Annotated in this window: 17 protein-coding genes and 1 tRNA gene; 11 read left to right on the top strand and 7 right to left on the bottom strand. The window is 70.0% G+C overall.

Features of this window, described 5'->3' with window-relative positions:
- The first annotated feature begins 321 nt into the window (after nt 1–321).
- Nucleotides 322–1,026 (top strand): CoA transferase subunit A, encoded by a 705-nt coding sequence (locus Q8M82_RS00710; RefSeq protein ID WP_305689473.1) that lies wholly within the window; start codon nt 322–324, stop codon nt 1,024–1,026.
- A 173-nt stretch (nt 1,027–1,199) separates the two neighbouring features.
- Nucleotides 1,200–1,853, top strand: coding sequence for a 3-oxoacid CoA-transferase subunit B (locus tag Q8M82_RS00705; RefSeq protein ID WP_305689472.1), 654 nt, complete (start codon nt 1,200–1,202; stop codon nt 1,851–1,853).
- A 39-nt stretch (nt 1,854–1,892) separates the two neighbouring features.
- Here the strand turns inward: Q8M82_RS00705 and Q8M82_RS00700 are convergent, their stop codons facing one another.
- Entirely contained in the window at nt 1,893–2,675 is a 783-nt protein-coding gene (locus Q8M82_RS00700; protein ID WP_305689471.1) for a VOC family protein, read from the bottom strand.
- A 280-nt stretch (nt 2,676–2,955) separates the two neighbouring features.
- On the opposite strand from Q8M82_RS00700, the gene Q8M82_RS00695 reads away from it, so the two are divergent.
- The 4 genes from Q8M82_RS00695 to Q8M82_RS00680 all read left to right on the top strand — a co-directional run bounded on the left by Q8M82_RS00695 (nt 2,956) and on the right by Q8M82_RS00680 (nt 6,051).
- Nucleotides 2,956–3,792, top strand: coding sequence for a hypothetical protein (locus tag Q8M82_RS00695; protein ID WP_305689470.1), 837 nt, complete (start codon nt 2,956–2,958; stop codon nt 3,790–3,792).
- Entirely contained in the window at nt 3,776–4,243 is a 468-nt protein-coding gene (locus Q8M82_RS00690; protein WP_305689469.1) for a hypothetical protein, read from the top strand. Before Q8M82_RS00695 ends, Q8M82_RS00690 begins: the two co-directional genes overlap by 17 nt.
- Before the next feature lie 2 nt (nt 4,244–4,245).
- Nucleotides 4,246–4,725 (top strand): hypothetical protein, encoded by a 480-nt coding sequence (locus Q8M82_RS00685; RefSeq protein ID WP_305689468.1) that lies wholly within the window; start codon nt 4,246–4,248, stop codon nt 4,723–4,725.
- A 207-nt stretch (nt 4,726–4,932) separates the two neighbouring features.
- Nucleotides 4,933–6,051, top strand: coding sequence for a coiled-coil domain-containing protein (locus Q8M82_RS00680; RefSeq protein ID WP_305689467.1), 1,119 nt, complete (start codon nt 4,933–4,935; stop codon nt 6,049–6,051).
- Nucleotides 6,052–6,075: 24 nt separating this feature from the next.
- Here the strand turns inward: Q8M82_RS00680 and pgm are convergent, their stop codons facing one another.
- A complete protein-coding gene (gene pgm, locus Q8M82_RS00675) occupies nt 6,076–7,725 on the bottom strand; it encodes a phosphoglucomutase (alpha-D-glucose-1,6-bisphosphate-dependent) (protein ID WP_305689466.1) in 1,650 nt (549 codons plus the stop codon).
- Nucleotides 7,726–7,990: 265 nt separating this feature from the next.
- Here pgm and Q8M82_RS00670 point away from each other — a divergent pair, with 265 nt between their 5' ends.
- Together Q8M82_RS00670 and Q8M82_RS00665 are read left to right on the top strand one after the other, a co-directional pair.
- Nucleotides 7,991–8,395 carry a baeRF12 domain-containing protein gene (locus Q8M82_RS00670; protein ID WP_305689465.1) on the top strand — a complete coding sequence of 135 codons (405 nt, stop codon included), beginning with the start codon at nt 7,991–7,993 and terminating at the stop codon, nt 8,393–8,395.
- Between the two features lie 66 nt (nt 8,396–8,461).
- Nucleotides 8,462–8,797, top strand: a complete 336-nt coding sequence (locus tag Q8M82_RS00665) for a c-type cytochrome (protein ID WP_305689464.1) — start codon at nt 8,462–8,464, stop codon at nt 8,795–8,797.
- A gap of 25 nt (nt 8,798–8,822) precedes the next feature.
- Here Q8M82_RS00665 and Q8M82_RS00660 read toward each other — a convergent pair whose 3' ends face one another.
- The 4 genes from Q8M82_RS00660 to Q8M82_RS00645 form a co-directional block, all read right to left on the bottom strand.
- Nucleotides 8,823–9,368 carry a hypothetical protein gene (locus tag Q8M82_RS00660; protein WP_305689463.1) on the bottom strand — a complete coding sequence of 182 codons (546 nt, stop codon included), beginning with the start codon at nt 9,366–9,368 and terminating at the stop codon, nt 8,823–8,825.
- A 29-nt stretch (nt 9,369–9,397) separates the two neighbouring features.
- On the bottom strand, nt 9,398–9,631 hold the full coding sequence (locus Q8M82_RS00655) for a hypothetical protein (protein ID WP_305689462.1): 234 nt from the start codon (nt 9,629–9,631) through the stop codon (nt 9,398–9,400).
- Between the two features lie 557 nt (nt 9,632–10,188).
- Nucleotides 10,189–10,578, bottom strand: a complete 390-nt coding sequence (locus Q8M82_RS00650) for a hypothetical protein (protein WP_305689461.1) — start codon at nt 10,576–10,578, stop codon at nt 10,189–10,191.
- 147 nt (nt 10,579–10,725) lie between these two features.
- Nucleotides 10,726–11,658 (bottom strand): LysR family transcriptional regulator, encoded by a 933-nt coding sequence (locus Q8M82_RS00645; protein WP_305689460.1) that lies wholly within the window; start codon nt 11,656–11,658, stop codon nt 10,726–10,728.
- A gap of 69 nt (nt 11,659–11,727) precedes the next feature.
- Here Q8M82_RS00645 and Q8M82_RS00640 point away from each other — a divergent pair, with 69 nt between their 5' ends.
- The 3 genes from Q8M82_RS00640 to Q8M82_RS00630 all read left to right on the top strand — a co-directional run bounded on the left by Q8M82_RS00640 (nt 11,728) and on the right by Q8M82_RS00630 (nt 13,155).
- A complete protein-coding gene (locus tag Q8M82_RS00640; protein WP_305689459.1) occupies nt 11,728–12,399 on the top strand; it encodes a class I SAM-dependent methyltransferase in 672 nt (223 codons plus the stop codon).
- Nucleotides 12,400–12,511: 112 nt separating this feature from the next.
- Entirely contained in the window at nt 12,512–12,928 is a 417-nt protein-coding gene (locus Q8M82_RS00635; RefSeq protein WP_305689458.1) for a hypothetical protein, read from the top strand.
- A gap of 150 nt (nt 12,929–13,078) precedes the next feature.
- Nucleotides 13,079–13,155 (top strand) — tRNA-Arg (locus Q8M82_RS00630).
- 322 nt (nt 13,156–13,477) lie between these two features.
- Here the strand turns inward: Q8M82_RS00630 and Q8M82_RS00625 are convergent.
- Nucleotides 13,478–14,239: sulfite reductase subunit alpha (locus tag Q8M82_RS00625; protein WP_305689457.1), on the bottom strand; the 762-nt coding region annotated here is incomplete at its 5' end.

Here is a 14,239-nt window from a genome sequence, read left to right as displayed (position 1 = left end):
CGAGCGCGAGCGCGCCGGCGGCGGCAGCAGCGCGACGGGCGCGGCGATCTTCGGCGGCATCGTCGGCGGCGTCGTCGGCGGCGCGCTGGGCGGCGGCTTCCGTCGCTGAGAGAGCCATGCGCCGCAGCGCGGCGGGCTCCTGCGAAGCTTCGAGACGCGGCGCCCTGCGCCGCGTTTTGCTGTCGTCTGGCGGCGGGCGCGGCAAGACGCCGTCTTTGCTCGGCCGTCTTGGCCCAACGGGGAGTTGCCACCCGCCCGCCGGCTCGGCTAGTTCTGGACCGCGCCGTCCGGCGGCATCCTTTCAGCGGCAGAGGCGATATGATGAAGAAGGTCTATCCGGACGCCACGGCGGCTCTCGCCGGCGTCATCAAGGACGGCATGACGATCATGGCCGGCGGCTTCGGCCTCTGCGGCATTCCCGACATCCTGATCGAGGCCGTGCGCGAAAGCGGCGCGAAGGATCTGACCTTCGTCTCCAACAATGCCGGCGTCGATGGCGCCGGGCTGGGCATCCTGCTCGAGACGCGCCAGATCCGGAAAATGATCTCGTCTTATGTCGGCGAGAACAAGCTCTTCGCCGAACTCTATCTGTCCGGGCAGCTCGAGCTCGAATTCACGCCGCAGGGCACGCTGGCCGAGCGCATCCGCGCCGGCGGCGCCGGCATCCCGGCCTTCTTCACCAAGACCGGCGTCGGCACGCTGGTCGCGGAGGGCAAGGAGGAGCGCGAGTTCGACGGCGAGCGCTACATCATGGAGCGCGGCATCTTCGCCGACGTCTCGCTGGTGCATGCCTGGAAGGGCGACACCGAAGGCAACCTCGTCTACCGGAAGACGGCCCGAAACTTCAATCCGATGATGGCCTCGGCCTCGCGCTTCACCGTCGCGCAGGTCGAGCATCTGGTCGAGGCCGGGCAGATCGACCCCGACCACATGCATACGCCGGGCATCTTCGTGAAGCGGATCGTCCACACGCCGCAAAGCGTCAAGCGCATCGAGCAGCGCACCGTCCGCAAGCGCGCGGCCTGAGCCGAGATTGTTTCGCGGGCCCTCATCCTGAGGAGCGCTCTGCAGGAGCGCGTCTCGAAGGATGCTCCAGATGGTTCGGGAGCCTCCTGGAGCATCCTTCGAGACGCCGCGTGCCGCGGCTCCTCAGGATGAGGGCCGAAGAGCACAGATTGAACGCCGAGGAGTCGACCGACATGGCATGGACCCGCGAACAGATCGCCCAGCGCGCCGCCAAGGAGCTGAAGGACGGTTTCTACGTCAATCTCGGCATCGGCATCCCCACGCTGGTCTCGAACTACATTCCCGACGGCGTCTCGGTGCAGCTCCAGTCCGAGAACGGCATGCTCGGCATGGGCCCCTTCCCCTATGAGGGCGACGAGGATCCGGACATGATCAACGCCGGCAAGCAGACCATCACGCAGCTGCCGACGACGAGCTTCTTCTCCTCGGCCGATTCCTTCGGGATGATCCGCGGCGGCCATATCGACCTCTCCATCCTCGGCGCGATGCAGGTCGCCCAGAACGGCGACCTCGCCAACTGGATGATCCCCGGCAAGATGGTGAAGGGCATGGGCGGCGCCATGGACCTCGTCGCCGGCGTCAAGAAGGTCGTGGTGGTGATGGAGCACGTCGCCAAGAACAAGGACGGCTCAGAATCGCCGAAGCTACTACCGGCCTGCGACCTGCCGCTGACGGGAGCCGGCGTCGTCGACATGGTCATCACCGATCTCGGCGTCTTCTCGATCGACGAGAACGGCGGCGGCATGACGCTGATCGAGCTGGCCGAGGGCGTGACCCTCGACGAGATCAAGGCGAAGACCGCGGCGTCCTTCGCGGTCGCCCTCTGAGGGCTCGGATCCAGGGCGAGCCCGCCGCGGCCGGCGCCGTCACAGGGCCCTGACGATCTCCAGCCGCGCGCCATGGGCGAGTGCGCGGTCGAGGCAGCGATCGGCCGGACCGTAGAAGGAAATGGCGTAGGCGCCCTGCCCGCGCCGCCCGAGATGGCGCGTCAGCCCCTCGCAGGCCTCGCCGCGCGGCTCGGCGAGCGAGAGCATCTGGCGGCCGAGCCGGAACTGCGCCAAGCCGAAGCCCAGACCCGGCACGGCCCCTGTCGCGATCGGCTCCTGACCGGTCAGCGCCTTGTAGCGCGCGACCGAGGCGGCGAGATCGCGCACCGCGACCGTGATGCCGGCGACACCGGTGACGCCGTTGGCATGGCGGCGCGCCTTGCCTTCCGGCACGCGCAGGGCGCGGGGCGTCACATCCTCGCAGAGGAAGGGAATGTCCGGCTCCGGCGGGCGCGACGAGCGCCAGGCGATCCGCGTCCCGTCCTTCTGCAGACGTTCGCCGTCGATCGGCCCCTCGATGGCGATGCCGGCGGCACGAATCCGGGCGGTATCCTCGTCGAGAGACCCGGCCGGCAGCAGCGCATAGTCGACGAGCCCGCTGCCGGCCTCGTCCAGGACCTTCCACCAGCGGAAGCCCGGCACCGGCCGCGCGAAGGCGATGATCTCGAGATAGGCGCCGTCCGCCAGCACCACCAGCGCGTTGCGCGAGCCGCGCGGATGCTCGCCGCCCGGCAGGACGGTGAAGCCCAGCGCGGCGTAGTCGGCGATCGCCGCGTCGAGATCGGCGACGGCGATGACGATGTGGTCGATGGACTGCGTCATGAAGACCTCGCGGCACGGACAGCTAGGTCATGCGTCGGCCGGAACGGCCGGCACGACAAGGGCGAGGCACGCAAGCCCGCGATGCCGATGGCCGGGTTGACGCCGCCATCCCCGCCCAATCCGGCACGGGCGTTCCGGGGAAAACCTGCGACAGGTGCGGCGAGACGGCTCGCCAGCGAGCTTCGATATTGATACGATTCGTTAAGATTCGTTAAGTTGAGCGATCGATTCGTCCAGGCGTTCCCCAGTTCCCCACGGCACCGTTTCCGAGGCCATCCCGTTGAACGCCCTCCCCGTCGCCGATTCGCATGACTGGATCGCCACGCGACCGGGGCTGCCGGGCCCCACCGACGCCGACCCGGTGGCGAGGACGACCCCGACGCAGACGGAACTCGCCCCGGAAGAGCGGCTCTCCCACGCCCAGCGCGGGTTTCTCGAACTGAGGCTCGAAGCCGCGCTCGGCCGGCTGGCGGCGCTGGAGACCCTGCTGGAGGCGGAGCGGCTGCATGTCCGGCAGGCCCAGGCGGCGCTGGGCGTCGCCGAGCGCGCCCTCGAGCGCCACCGCGAGACGATCCTCCTCTCCGACGGGCAGCGCCAGGCTTCGGCGCAGGAGGTCGGTCGGCTGAAGCAGGCGCTGCACGAGGCGGCGCTGGAGAAGGGCCGGCAGGAGCACAGGATCGTCGCCCTGGGTGCGGCCCTGGCCGAAAAAGCGGCCGAGGTCGAACGGCTCGCCGCCACCGCCGGCAGCGCCGAGGCCGAGCTGCGGGCGGCGCGCGCGCATCATGGCGGCACCGCCGATGCGATGCAGCGTGAGTGCCTGCGGCTGGAGGAACTGCTCCAGGGCGAGCGCCGCGACAAGCTCCTGCTCCAGCGCGCGCTGGATCTCGCCCGCGCCAACCGCCGCGCCCTGCAGGACCAGCTCTACGACCGGCGCGGCGCCGTGACGATGGCGATCCAGCCGCTGGCCACGCCTAGTGCCCTGCCAATCCGCCTCGGCGCAGCGGCGGCTCCGGCCGCCGCCGCCGACGAACCGCCTTCCTCCCTCACCCTCGGAGAGGACGTGCCGCCGCCGTCCCATCCGGCTCTCACGGAGCACGTCCATGCAGCCTGCCGTTAGCGACCTCGCAACCGTCACCACCTTGCGCCAGAGCCTGCCGGCCTCGGAGCAGTTTCTCAACGCCTCAGACAAGATCGCGACCTTCCCGGCAGCCATATCGGAGCCGAGACCAGCGCCGGTCGCCGCCGCGCCGGCGGCGCCGGCCGCGCCGCAGCGCGACTGGCCCTCGGCGCTCGCCCTGATCGAGGAGACCAGCGAAGCGATCCGCATCAGCGAGCTGCGCTATGCCCAGCTCGAGGAGCGGTTGCAGCAGACCATCGCGCAGGCCGCAGTCGCCATGCGCGAGCTCGAAACCCAGATCGCGACGGCCAACGAGATGCTGTGGCGCTCCGAGGAGCGGGCCCGCCAGGCCGAGGCGCGCGCGCTCGAGGCCGAGGGCTGGCTCGCCCGCCTGCACGATGCCGTGACGACAGCGTTCACGCCCGCCAATCGCCCGCAGTCGCGCGACTGACCGTGAGCCAGGACGCGCCCAGTCTCAGCCGTGCCATGCTGCGCGCCCCGGCCTGGCGGGACGCGCCCGAACCCTCGTCGGCCGTCGCCGCGCCGATTCCGCTGCGGCCGCTGTCGCGGCGTGCGACCGGCCGGCCGCATCCGCAGGACACGCTAGCCCTGGTGAGCGGGGCGGGGGCTGCCTTCGAGACGATGCAATTGCAGCTGCTGAACGTGCTGCAGCAGGCGCGCAGCTCGCTGGAGGCGGCCGAGCAGGAGAAGGCGCGGCTGCGGAGCGAGATCGACGCCCTCGCGCAGGAAAAGCAGGACTGGAGCCAGCGCGCCCAGAAGGCCGAGGCGACGCTGGGGCGCGCCAACGAAGTGCTTCAGACGCAGCAGAGCGTGCTGGAGAAGGCGCTGCTGCGGGAGCGCGAAGCCGTCCAGCGCGCCTATATGCTGGAGCTTAAGCTGCGCCAGGGAACCGCCACCTCCCGCGCCGTCTGACGGGCAGGCCGCCCGCGCCGCGCCAGGCGGCCGCGCGCGGCCAAGAAGTTGTTTGCAACTCGCGCCGAACGCCACTGCGATGTTGCCTTGGGCTCCGGCGCATCTTCTGCTGTGCTACCGCCTCAGGCTGCGGCCCGGATGTCGCGATCTCCGGGCCGAGGCAGGCGGCATGCCCCGCGTCGAGAGGGGCAAGGTGGGGTGGGTGCGATGATCGGTTCCAGTCTGAGGCGTCTCATCGGAGGGCGGAGCGAGGCGCCTGCGCCGCAGCCAGCCCCGTCGTTTGCGCCGCCCGAGACCGCCGCCAACGAGCCGGGCGAGGCGCCTGAGCCGCTGCTGCCGCCCCTGCCGAAACCCGGCAACTCGCACGAGGTCGGCCAGCTGATGACCGCGATCAGCGAGCAGTCCAACGAGCTGCAGGTCGAATTCGCCAAGATCTCGAACTGGTCGGTCCAGCTCGACCTGCTGATGACGCGCACCGCGACGATGCAGCAGATCCTGCCGAAGTTCATCCAGAGCTCGCAGGACCAGGCCGCCCAGATCGAGGAGCTGAGCGCCATCTGCAGCCGCCAGGAGCGCGAAGTCGCCGGGCTGCAGACCGAACTCGGCCATTATCGGCCGCTGGCGATGCGCTACGAGGAAGAACTCGGCCGCAGCCGTGCCGCGCTCGACCACACCCAGGCGGCGTTGGCCGCGCTCGAGATCGAGCATGGCAAGCTGCAGGGCGAGGTCAACGCCCTGATGCAGCGGCTGTCCAGCAGCGATTCGCGCGTGCAGCGGCTCTCCGAGGAGCGGCAGGTCGTCGACCAGAAGCTGCTGGAGAAGTCCGCCGCCGCGCAGAACCTCGCCCGCGAGGTCGCGATGCTGCGCTCCGACCTCGTCGCCGCGAGCGGGGAGAACAGCCGGCTCCAGCGCGACATTGCCGGGCTGACCGAAAAGCTGAGCGGCGAGCGCGAGGCCGCCAACGAAGCCGCGAGCCAGGCCCAGGCGCGCATCGCCACCGCCCTGCAGACGATCAAGGAGCTGGAGGCGCAGGCCGCCGCCGCCGCGCAGCGCGAGCGCAAGCTGGCGGAGGACCTCGCCCAGCGCGACAAGGCCGTCTACGACCTCGACATCAAGCTCTCGGCGCTGCAGTCGAAATCCGACTTCCTGGCGGGGGTCAACCAGCAGCTGCGCACCGATCTGCGCCACCATATCGACCATGTCGGGACGCTGGAGCACTCCAACCGCCAGCTCATCGAGGCGATGTCGCGCCACCGCCAGGCCACCGAAGAGGCCGGGCCGGACGGGCTCGAGCCGCCGGCACCGCGCCGGGCCGCCGGAGAGTAGGGCGCCCTGCCCGCTCCCGCGGGGTCAGGCGGCGGCGAAGGCCGCGGTGATGACGGACTGCGCCTCCTGCTGAATGCGGGCGAGATGGGCTTCGTCGCGGAAGCTCTCGGCGTAGATCTTGTAGACCTCCTCGGTGCCGGAGGGGCGGGCGCAGAACCAGCCCTCCGCCGTGACCACCTTGACGCCGCCGATCGCGGCGCCATTGCCCGGTGCCTCGTTGAGGACGGCGGTGATCGGCTCGCCGGCGAGCGTGTCGGTGCCGAGCTGCGCGCGCGACAGGGACTTCAGCACGGCCTTTTGCTCGCGCGTCGCGGGCGCGTCGATGCGGGCATAGAGCGGCGCGCCGAGGTCCTTCGTGATCGCGGCATAGCGCTCACCGGGGTCGGAACCCGTCTTCGCGGTGATCTCGGCGGCGAGCAGGCCGAGAATCAGCCCGTCCTTGTCCGTGCTCCAGCTCGTGCCATCGAGCCGCAGGAAGGAGGCGCCGGCACTCTCCTCGCCGCCGAAGCCGAAGCTGCCGTCCGAGAGCCCCGCGACGAACCATTTGAAGCCGACGGGAACCTCGACCATGCGGCGGCCGAGCCTGGCCGCGACCCGGTCGATGATGGCGCTACTGACGATGGTCTTGCCGATCGCGGCCTCGCTGCGCCAGCCGGGGCGATGGGTGAAGAGGTAGTCGATCGCCACGGCGAGGTAATGGTTCGGGTTCATCAGCCCGCCGCTGCGGGTGACGATGCCGTGGCGGTCGGCGTCGGTGTCGTTGGCGAAGGCGACGTCGAAACGGTCCTTCATCGCGATGAGCCCGGCCATGGCATAGGGCGAGGAGCAGTCCATGCGGATCTTGCCGTCCCAGTCGGCGGGCATGAAGGCGAAGGTGGGATCCAGCGTCTGGTCGACGATGGTCGCGTTCAGGCCGTAGCGCTCGATGATCGGGGCGTAGTAGTCGAGCCCCGCTCCTCCGAGCGGGTCGATGCCGATGCTGACCCCCGCGGCGCGGATCGCCTCCATGTCGACGACGCTGCCGAGCTCGGCGACATAGGCTTCGCGAAAGCCGTGGCGGCGGACATGCTCGCTGGCGAGCGCGCGGGCATAGGGCATGCGCGAGACGCCGGCGAGCCCGGCCTCGATCAGCGCATTGGCCTTGCGCTCGATCCAGCCGGTGGCGTCGGTGTCGGCGGGGCCGCCATGGGGCGGGTTGTACTTGAAGCCGCCATCGGCCGGCGGGTTGTGCGAGGGCGAGATCACCACGCCGTCGGCGAGGCCGTGCCTGCGTCCGCGGTTGTGGCCGATGATGGCGTGAGAGATCGCCGGCGTCGGCGTGAAGCGCAGATCCTCGTCGACCAGCGTGGTCACGCCATTGGCGGCGAAGACCTCGAGCGCGGTCTCGAAGGCCGGGCGCGACAGGGCATGGGTGTCGATGCCGAGAAAAAGCGGGCCGTCGATGCCCTGCTCGCGGCGATACAGGCAGATCGCCTGGGCGATGGCGACGATATGGGCCTCGTTGAAGGAGCGCAGCAGCGAGGAGCCGCGATGGCCCGAGGTGCCGAAGGCGACGCGCTGGGCCGGATCGGCCGGGTCGGGCCGCTCGAAATAGGCCTGGCCGAGCCGGGCGAGGTCGACCAGCAGGCTGGGGTCGAGCGGCTTGCCCGCGAGCGGGCTGACAGTCGTGGTCATCTCACATCCTCAACGGCGAATCGGCTCGCCGGCTTCTACGACGCCGGGGTGAAGCAACGGTTCCCGGACCGGGAGCCGGCCGACGCGGCGGCAGGTTAGGCGCGCCACGCGCGGGCTGTCGAGCGGCGGCGCTTCGCCCTCGCGGCGGGAAAACCCGGCTTGATCGGGATCAATGCGGGCGAGGCCGCGTTTGACGATCACAGCCCTGCAGATTCCCTCGCCCCGTTCCCGGGGCAACGGGCCAAACCCAGCCGAGGACGTCCCGATGCAACTCCCCCATGGTGCCGTGATCGCGCTCGTCGACGGGAAACAGTTCGAACTGTTTCGCAACAGCGGCAACGAGGCCGAGCCGGCGCTGGCCGCCCTGCCCTCGCCCAATCTCGACGAGCACAACAAGGCCGGCGGCGGCGGGCGCGATTCCAGCTCCGCCAACCCGACCGGGCACCAGATCGACGAGGATGCCCATGCGGCCGCCGCAACCGCCTGGCTCAACCACCAGGTCACCGGGAACAAGATCAGCCATCTCGTCGTCATCGCCTCGCCGCGGACGCTCGGCGAGATGCGGCGCCACTATCACAAGCAGCTGGAAGGCGCGCTCGTCGCCGAACTGTCCAAGACCCTGATCGGCAAGAGCGGGCCGGAGCTGCTGGCGGCGCTGCAGGGCCAGTGACGTCGGCAGGGGCTATCGAGCCCGGGGCCGCAGACGCGGCCGGCGACTTCGCATCCGGAACCGGACGTGACCTTCAGGACATCGACCGGCCGTATAGCGACTTGGCGATCGCGACGCTCCTCGACCTCGCGCTCGCCGGCGGCGCAGGAGCCCGGCGATGCGCGGGCCGGCCGGACGGTCGCCACCACGCTCTGCCTGCCCTGCCATGCGATCGACGGGGCGAGCCGCGACCCCGCCCGGGTGCCGCCCGATTTCGGCGCAGTAGCCGACATGCCGTCGCAGACGGCGCTGTCACTGCGGGTCTTCCTGCAGACGCCCCATGGCGACATGCCGCGCTACCGGCTCACCGCCACCGAGACCGACGACGTCATCGCCTATGTGCTGAGCCTGAGGGCGCGCTGAGGGACCCGGGCGCGGGCGGCACTCCCTAGCGCTCCGGCAGCGGGGCGCGCTGAACGCCGGCCTCCACTATCAGGGCCTCGACCTCGTCGGCACTGACGCGCCCGGTCGCTACGAGCCGGCGCGCGATCGCCTCATGGGCCGTGCGCATCGCCGGCTGGTAGAGGATGGCGGTGGCCGCGCGGGCACAGCGGGCGCGCAGCAGGCCGGCATCGGGCGGCCGCAGCAGGGCGATGAAGGGCTGCATCTGATCGAGATCGTCGCCATGCGAGCGCAGTTCGCCGGGATACCATTTCAGCCCTTCGGCCCCGTTCCAGTAGACCATCTCGCCGCACTGGCCGGCGGCGAGGATGGTGATCTCGATTTCGGCGCGGCGGAGATCGCCGGCCCGGTCGGGCTGGAAGCCGCGGCGATAGGGTTCGAAGCAGGTTTCGCCGGAGACGCCCTGTGGCGGCCTGAGCCAGGCATGGGTGATGGCGCGGCGGTGATGCCAGCCGACGGCGATGTGCCCGGCCTCGTGGAAGGCACAAGCCGCGCGCCGGATCGCGGGGGGAATGGCCTCGATTTTCGGCATGATCGATGGGTGTCGTCGCCCGGCCCGGCTCAGATCTGCGCGCGGCCGGCCGGCGTGATGGTGACGGTGCCGTTGGGCCCGTCCTCGAACCAGCCGAGCGCCTTGCCGTGCTCGTAGCTCGCCATGACCGCCTTGGTCTCCCAGCCGTTCATCGCCGCGATCGAAAGCAGGTTGCCGGCGGCCAGCAACTCGCCCGGCTCGGTCTCGAAATGGGCGAAGACGTCGAGCGCCAGCCGGGCCTTCTCCGCATCGCTCGTCGCCATCGCATCGCTCTCCCAACCGCGCCGCGGGCAGGATGTCCGCGCCGCCGCGCCGAGGCAAGCCCGGGGAAGGTCGCAACCTCGGCAGCGGCCAGTCGGCCAACACGGGGCTGCATCATGCTGACTTCGCTCGGAAACAGACCGTCATTCCGGACAAGCGGCACAGCCGCGCCGCTCCAGAATCCATCGCAAAGCTCCGGAGCCCTCCGATGGATCCCGGGGCAAGCCCGGGATGACGGCGGTGATTCCGAGACAACTCAGCACGCTTTCGGATCGCCTGCAGCAGGCGCTCCGGCCGGCGGCGCTCATTCAGGCGGACCAAGCCTTGCGAACGTTCAACAGGCTCCCGTCGCGCCGGCGGCAAGGTCGGGATGGCGTCCGGTCGTGCCGACGGCGACAGGGCGCAACCGTCCGTCAGCGCGGCCGCGGCACCAGAGGGCAGCGGTGATAGGCGATGTCGGCCTCGCCTTTGCGGCTGATCGTCGGCCGGCCGTCGGGGTCGAGCCGCAGGGTAACCCCGGCCGCAGCCGGGGGTCGGAGCGCGCCGTCAGGGCGGGCGCTCAGCGGCAGATGGTCTTGTAGCCGACGATGACGGTCTCGCCGGAGTAGCGGTCGAAGCGCTTGATCGGCTTCTCGAAGCAGTCTTCTTCGGCCTCGACGAAGCGCACCGGGCGCTGGTGGCCGTAACCGGCCTCACGCGGATCGCGGTCCTCGTAGCCGCGGCGGCGGGACTCGGCGGCGCGGGCCTGGTTGCTGACGATCGCTGCGCCGATCAGGGCGCCGGTGAGGCCGAGCAGGGCCCCGGCGGCGACGGCCGTCTTGCGGCTGTGCTGCTTGACCGGCTTCACCTCGAAGCCGCGGTCGGAGGCCGACGCGCCGGAGACGAAGGAACCGCTGATCAGGGCGACGGTCAGGGCGGCGGCGACGGTCTTGGTGAAGCTCTTGGTCATGACGCTCATCCTCTGGCGGGGCGGCGATCCGTTCGCCGATGAATTAACCCTAGGCGAGGCTGCAGGCCGGCTCTGTTCCGGCGGGAACAACCCGCCCGATCGCGCCGAGATCGTGGCCACCGCCGTGCCCCATGCGTCCCGGCTCTCTCAGACGGGTCGGCCCGCGTCTTCCGGTGTCTTGCTCGGATCGGCCCCCGACACGACCAGCCGGCGCAGTTCGTCGGCGAGGATATCGTAGACCAGGCGGATGCGGCGACTGGTCTGCAGTTCGCGGTGCGTCACCAGCCAGAGCGGGACCGGCACGCTCACCAGCCCCGGCAGAAGCGCCCTCAGCCCCGACATCCGCGCCGCCGCAAGGTCGAGGACGACGCCGACGCCGATCCCCCGGCGCGTCATCTCCCAGAGCGCCGACGCGCTGTTCGAGACGACGGAGCACTGCTCCAGCCCGAACCCAAACCCCTGCAGCGCCATATGCTCGACGAAGCGCTCGACCGGATCGAAGGCCAGGAAGGTCGCGCCGCTGAGGTCCGACACGGCACGCGGCCTGCCGTGCCGCTCGATCCAGCCGTCGGAAGCGTAGAGGCGCGCCGTCAGGTCCCCGATCAGACGCCCGATGAGTTCCGGCTCGGTGGGGCGAATATGACGGATGGCAATGTCGGCCTCGCGTCGCCTGAGATCGCTGACCGCATCGGTCGCGATGACGACGATGGTGACCTGCGGCACCTCCCTGCGCAGGCGCTCGACGATGCCGGGCATCACATGCGTCGCGACCGCATCCGTGACCGACAGGTTGACGCGGCCCGACAGGTCGGACGCCTGGCCGGCGGCGCTGAGCGCGAGCGCCTCCGCCGCGGCAGCCATCTGACGGGCATGCTCCAGCATTACGGCCCCGCCCGCCGTCAGGACCAGCTTTTTGCCGACCCGCTCGAACAGGGTGACGGCGAGTTGCTCCTCCAGGGCCGCCACCTGCCGCGACAGGGTCGGCTGGCTCAGACCGAGAAGGCGCGATGCCGCCGACAACGACCCGGCTTCGGCTGTCGCACGGAAGGCCCGGACCAGATTCCAGTCGATGCCGCTCATGCACTGCTGAATATCGGATCTCCGAAATCCGGCAAATCCAAATATCGCGACCTGTGCGATGAGAGGCCGATGGAGCGCAGCCGACCGACCCCAGCCCTGCCCGAAGACGATGGCGATGCCGCGTTCTGGAACCGGACGGCCCGGGCCTATGCCCGCCACGCGATCAAGGATCTCGCCGGATATGAGCGCACGCTGTCCTCGACGAGGGAACGGGTCGGCGCCGCGGATCGGGTTCTCGAGCTCGGCTGCGGAACCGGCCAAACGGCCCTGAGGCTCGCACCCTCGATCGGTCACATCACCGGCACGGACATTTCGAGCGAGATGATCGCTATTGCCAACGAGCGCAAGGCCGCGGCGGCGTGCCCGAACGCGACCTTCATGGCCATGGATGGACGCAGCGCGCCCTGGCCGGACCAGAGCTTCGACGTGGTGCTGGCGTTCAATCTCCTGCACCTGATCCAGGACCGGCCAACCCTGTTTCAATCCGTCGGCCGTATTTTGAAGCCGGGCGGCCTGTTCATCACCAAGACGCCCTGCCTGTCGGACATGAACGCGGTCATTCGCCTCGCCATTCCCCTGATGCGGCTCTTCGGCAAGGCGCCGTCCCTGTCGTTCTTCACTGCGAACGAGCTGGCGGGCGCGTTGGCTGCCAGCGGCTTCTCGATCCTCGAGCAAGCCCGGCATGCCTCGGGCCGCGGGGATTTTCGCGTGTTCATCGCCGCACGGAAGACGGACCCATGAGCGCAGCCCCCTGCCCCGGCCTTCGCACGTTCGTCCCTCGCTCGGGCAGGCGGGCGGTGCGATCGGACGAAGCGCGAACCCTGCCAATGATGACCGACGAGGACCAGTCCCGATGAGAACCATGCTGACGGCCACGACTTTGATCCTGTGTTGGGGCGCCACGCCCCTCCTGGCCCAGAGCTGCGAAAGCAACTTCCGCGTCGAGGGCACGCCGATGCTCACCGCCTTGAACTTCCGGACCTCGCAGAGCTTCGCCGGCGTCGACAGGGACAGGGCGATCGACAATCTGCGCAGCGCGATGCTGGCCGAGGGTTTCATCCGCGTCGGTGTCGACCGATCCGCCGGAGCGCTGACGGCATTTCAGGAGACCTCCGGGTCCGGCCGTCCCCAGACCCTTCGGGTTTCGGCGCGCAAGGCGGGCAAGGGCACCCGGGTGGATGCGGTCTTCATGATACAGGCCGGCCAACTGGCCGATGCAGCGACCATCCGCGGCTATCTCTGCAGGGTCGTCTCGGCCGCGCGGGACTGACGCCGTCCGTCCCCTCCTCGCACGCACGCCACAGCAGCGGCGCGAACCGGCACGATTCGAACGCGTGCCTCCTGCCCACGGGGGCCGGCTTCCGTCACAAATCCCTCGTTGCCCCGCGCCGCGCGCTCGGCTATCCAGCATCCACGGATTGCGCCCGTAGCTCAGCTGGATAGAGCGTTGCCCTCCGAAGGCAAAGGTCACACGTTCGAATCGTGTCGGGCGCGCCATTTCAATACAGGCCGGCGAACTTTATTCACGACGGCGGAGCCGTCGCTGGCCGCTGGCGCGGGCCCGTCGGTCGATGGGGCGGCCGCACCGTCCTCGCTGTCGACGCCATCGATCAGGGTCCCATGATAGCCACGCGGGCACGGACGCGGCCGTTTGCGCCACAGCTCGCGGATGCGGTGTCGCCACGGGTCTCATCGCCGATCGGCCCAGGCCGCCCGATCGAAGCTGCCGAGCCCGGAACACCGGTGCGGCGCGCCGCTCGACGCGACGTCTCGTGATCGATCGCCCTCGCCTCGTTCGTCGGCTCCTCTCCGTAGCGTGTCAGTAGACGTCGGCCTGATAGCGACCGGCCTTCTTCAGCCCGGCGAGATAGGCCTGGGCCGCCTCGGCCGAGCGCCCGCCATGAGCGACCACGATGTCGACCAGCGCCAGCTCGACATCCTTGGCCATGCGCTTGGCGTCGCCGCAGACATAGAAATGGGCGCCCTGCTCGAGCCAGGCGAAGAGGTCCGCGCCGCGCTCGCGCATCCGGTCCTGGACATAGATCTTCTCGTCGCCGTCGCGCGACCAGGCGAGGGTGAGGTTGGTCAGCAGGCCCTCCTGCTTCATCGCGGTCAGTTCGTCCTCGTAGAAGAAATCGCCGGCGCGGCGCTGATGACCGAAGAACAGCCAGTTCCGGCCCGGCGCCTTGGTGGCCCGGCGATCGTGCAGGAAGGCGCGGAAGGGCGCGATCCCGGTTCCCGGACCGCACATGATGATCGGCGTCTCCGGATTTTCCGGCAGGCCGAAGCCGTGGGCGCGCTGGACATAGACCGGCACCGCCTCGCCCGGCTGGACGCGCTCGGCGAGGAAGGTCGAGGCGACGCCCCAGCGCGGGCGCGTGCCGATGCGGTAGCGCACGGCATCGACCGTCAGCGAGACCCGGCCGGGCGTGGCGTTGTGGGAGGAGGAGATCGAGTAGAGCCGCGGCTGCAGCGGATCGAGCGCCTCGACGAAGGCTTCCGGCGAAAGCCGCGCCTGGGCGAATTTGTGCAGCGTGCCGAGCACATCGAGCCGGTCGAGATCGCCGTCGGGATCCTCGCC

Source organism: Allobosea sp., assembly GCF_030694325.1.
Classification (GTDB): domain Bacteria; phylum Pseudomonadota; class Alphaproteobacteria; order Rhizobiales; family Beijerinckiaceae; genus Allobosea.
Note: the sequence above shows the minus strand (reverse complement) of the source record. Positions and strands in the feature narration are given on the sequence as shown.

What these genes read in the sequence shown, in the direction of transcription:
- Q8M82_RS00710 (WP_305689473.1), top strand. Translation starts at nt 322, where the DNA reads ATGAAGAAGGTCTATCCGGACGCCACGGCGGCTCTCGCCGGCGTCATC.
- Q8M82_RS00705 (WP_305689472.1), top strand. Translation starts at nt 1,200, where the DNA reads ATGGCATGGACCCGCGAACAGATCGCCCAGCGCGCCGCCAAGGAGCTG.
- Q8M82_RS00700 (WP_305689471.1), bottom strand. Translation starts at nt 2,675, where the DNA reads ATGACGCAGTCCATCGACCACATCGTCATCGCCGTCGCCGATCTCGAC.
- Q8M82_RS00690 (WP_305689469.1), top strand. Translation starts at nt 3,776, where the DNA reads ATGCAGCCTGCCGTTAGCGACCTCGCAACCGTCACCACCTTGCGCCAG.
- Q8M82_RS00680 (WP_305689467.1), top strand. Translation starts at nt 4,933, where the DNA reads ATGATCGGTTCCAGTCTGAGGCGTCTCATCGGAGGGCGGAGCGAGGCG.
- pgm (WP_305689466.1), bottom strand. Translation starts at nt 7,725, where the DNA reads ATGACCACGACTGTCAGCCCGCTCGCGGGCAAGCCGCTCGACCCCAGC.
- Q8M82_RS00670 (WP_305689465.1), top strand. Translation starts at nt 7,991, where the DNA reads ATGCAACTCCCCCATGGTGCCGTGATCGCGCTCGTCGACGGGAAACAG.
- Q8M82_RS00660 (WP_305689463.1), bottom strand. Translation starts at nt 9,368, where the DNA reads ATGCCGAAAATCGAGGCCATTCCCCCCGCGATCCGGCGCGCGGCTTGT.
- Q8M82_RS00655 (WP_305689462.1), bottom strand. Translation starts at nt 9,631, where the DNA reads ATGGCGACGAGCGATGCGGAGAAGGCCCGGCTGGCGCTCGACGTCTTC.
- Q8M82_RS00650 (WP_305689461.1), bottom strand. Translation starts at nt 10,578, where the DNA reads ATGACCAAGAGCTTCACCAAGACCGTCGCCGCCGCCCTGACCGTCGCC.
- Q8M82_RS00645 (WP_305689460.1), bottom strand. Translation starts at nt 11,658, where the DNA reads ATGAGCGGCATCGACTGGAATCTGGTCCGGGCCTTCCGTGCGACAGCC.
- Q8M82_RS00640 (WP_305689459.1), top strand. Translation starts at nt 11,728, where the DNA reads ATGGAGCGCAGCCGACCGACCCCAGCCCTGCCCGAAGACGATGGCGAT.
- Q8M82_RS00635 (WP_305689458.1), top strand. Translation starts at nt 12,512, where the DNA reads ATGAGAACCATGCTGACGGCCACGACTTTGATCCTGTGTTGGGGCGCC.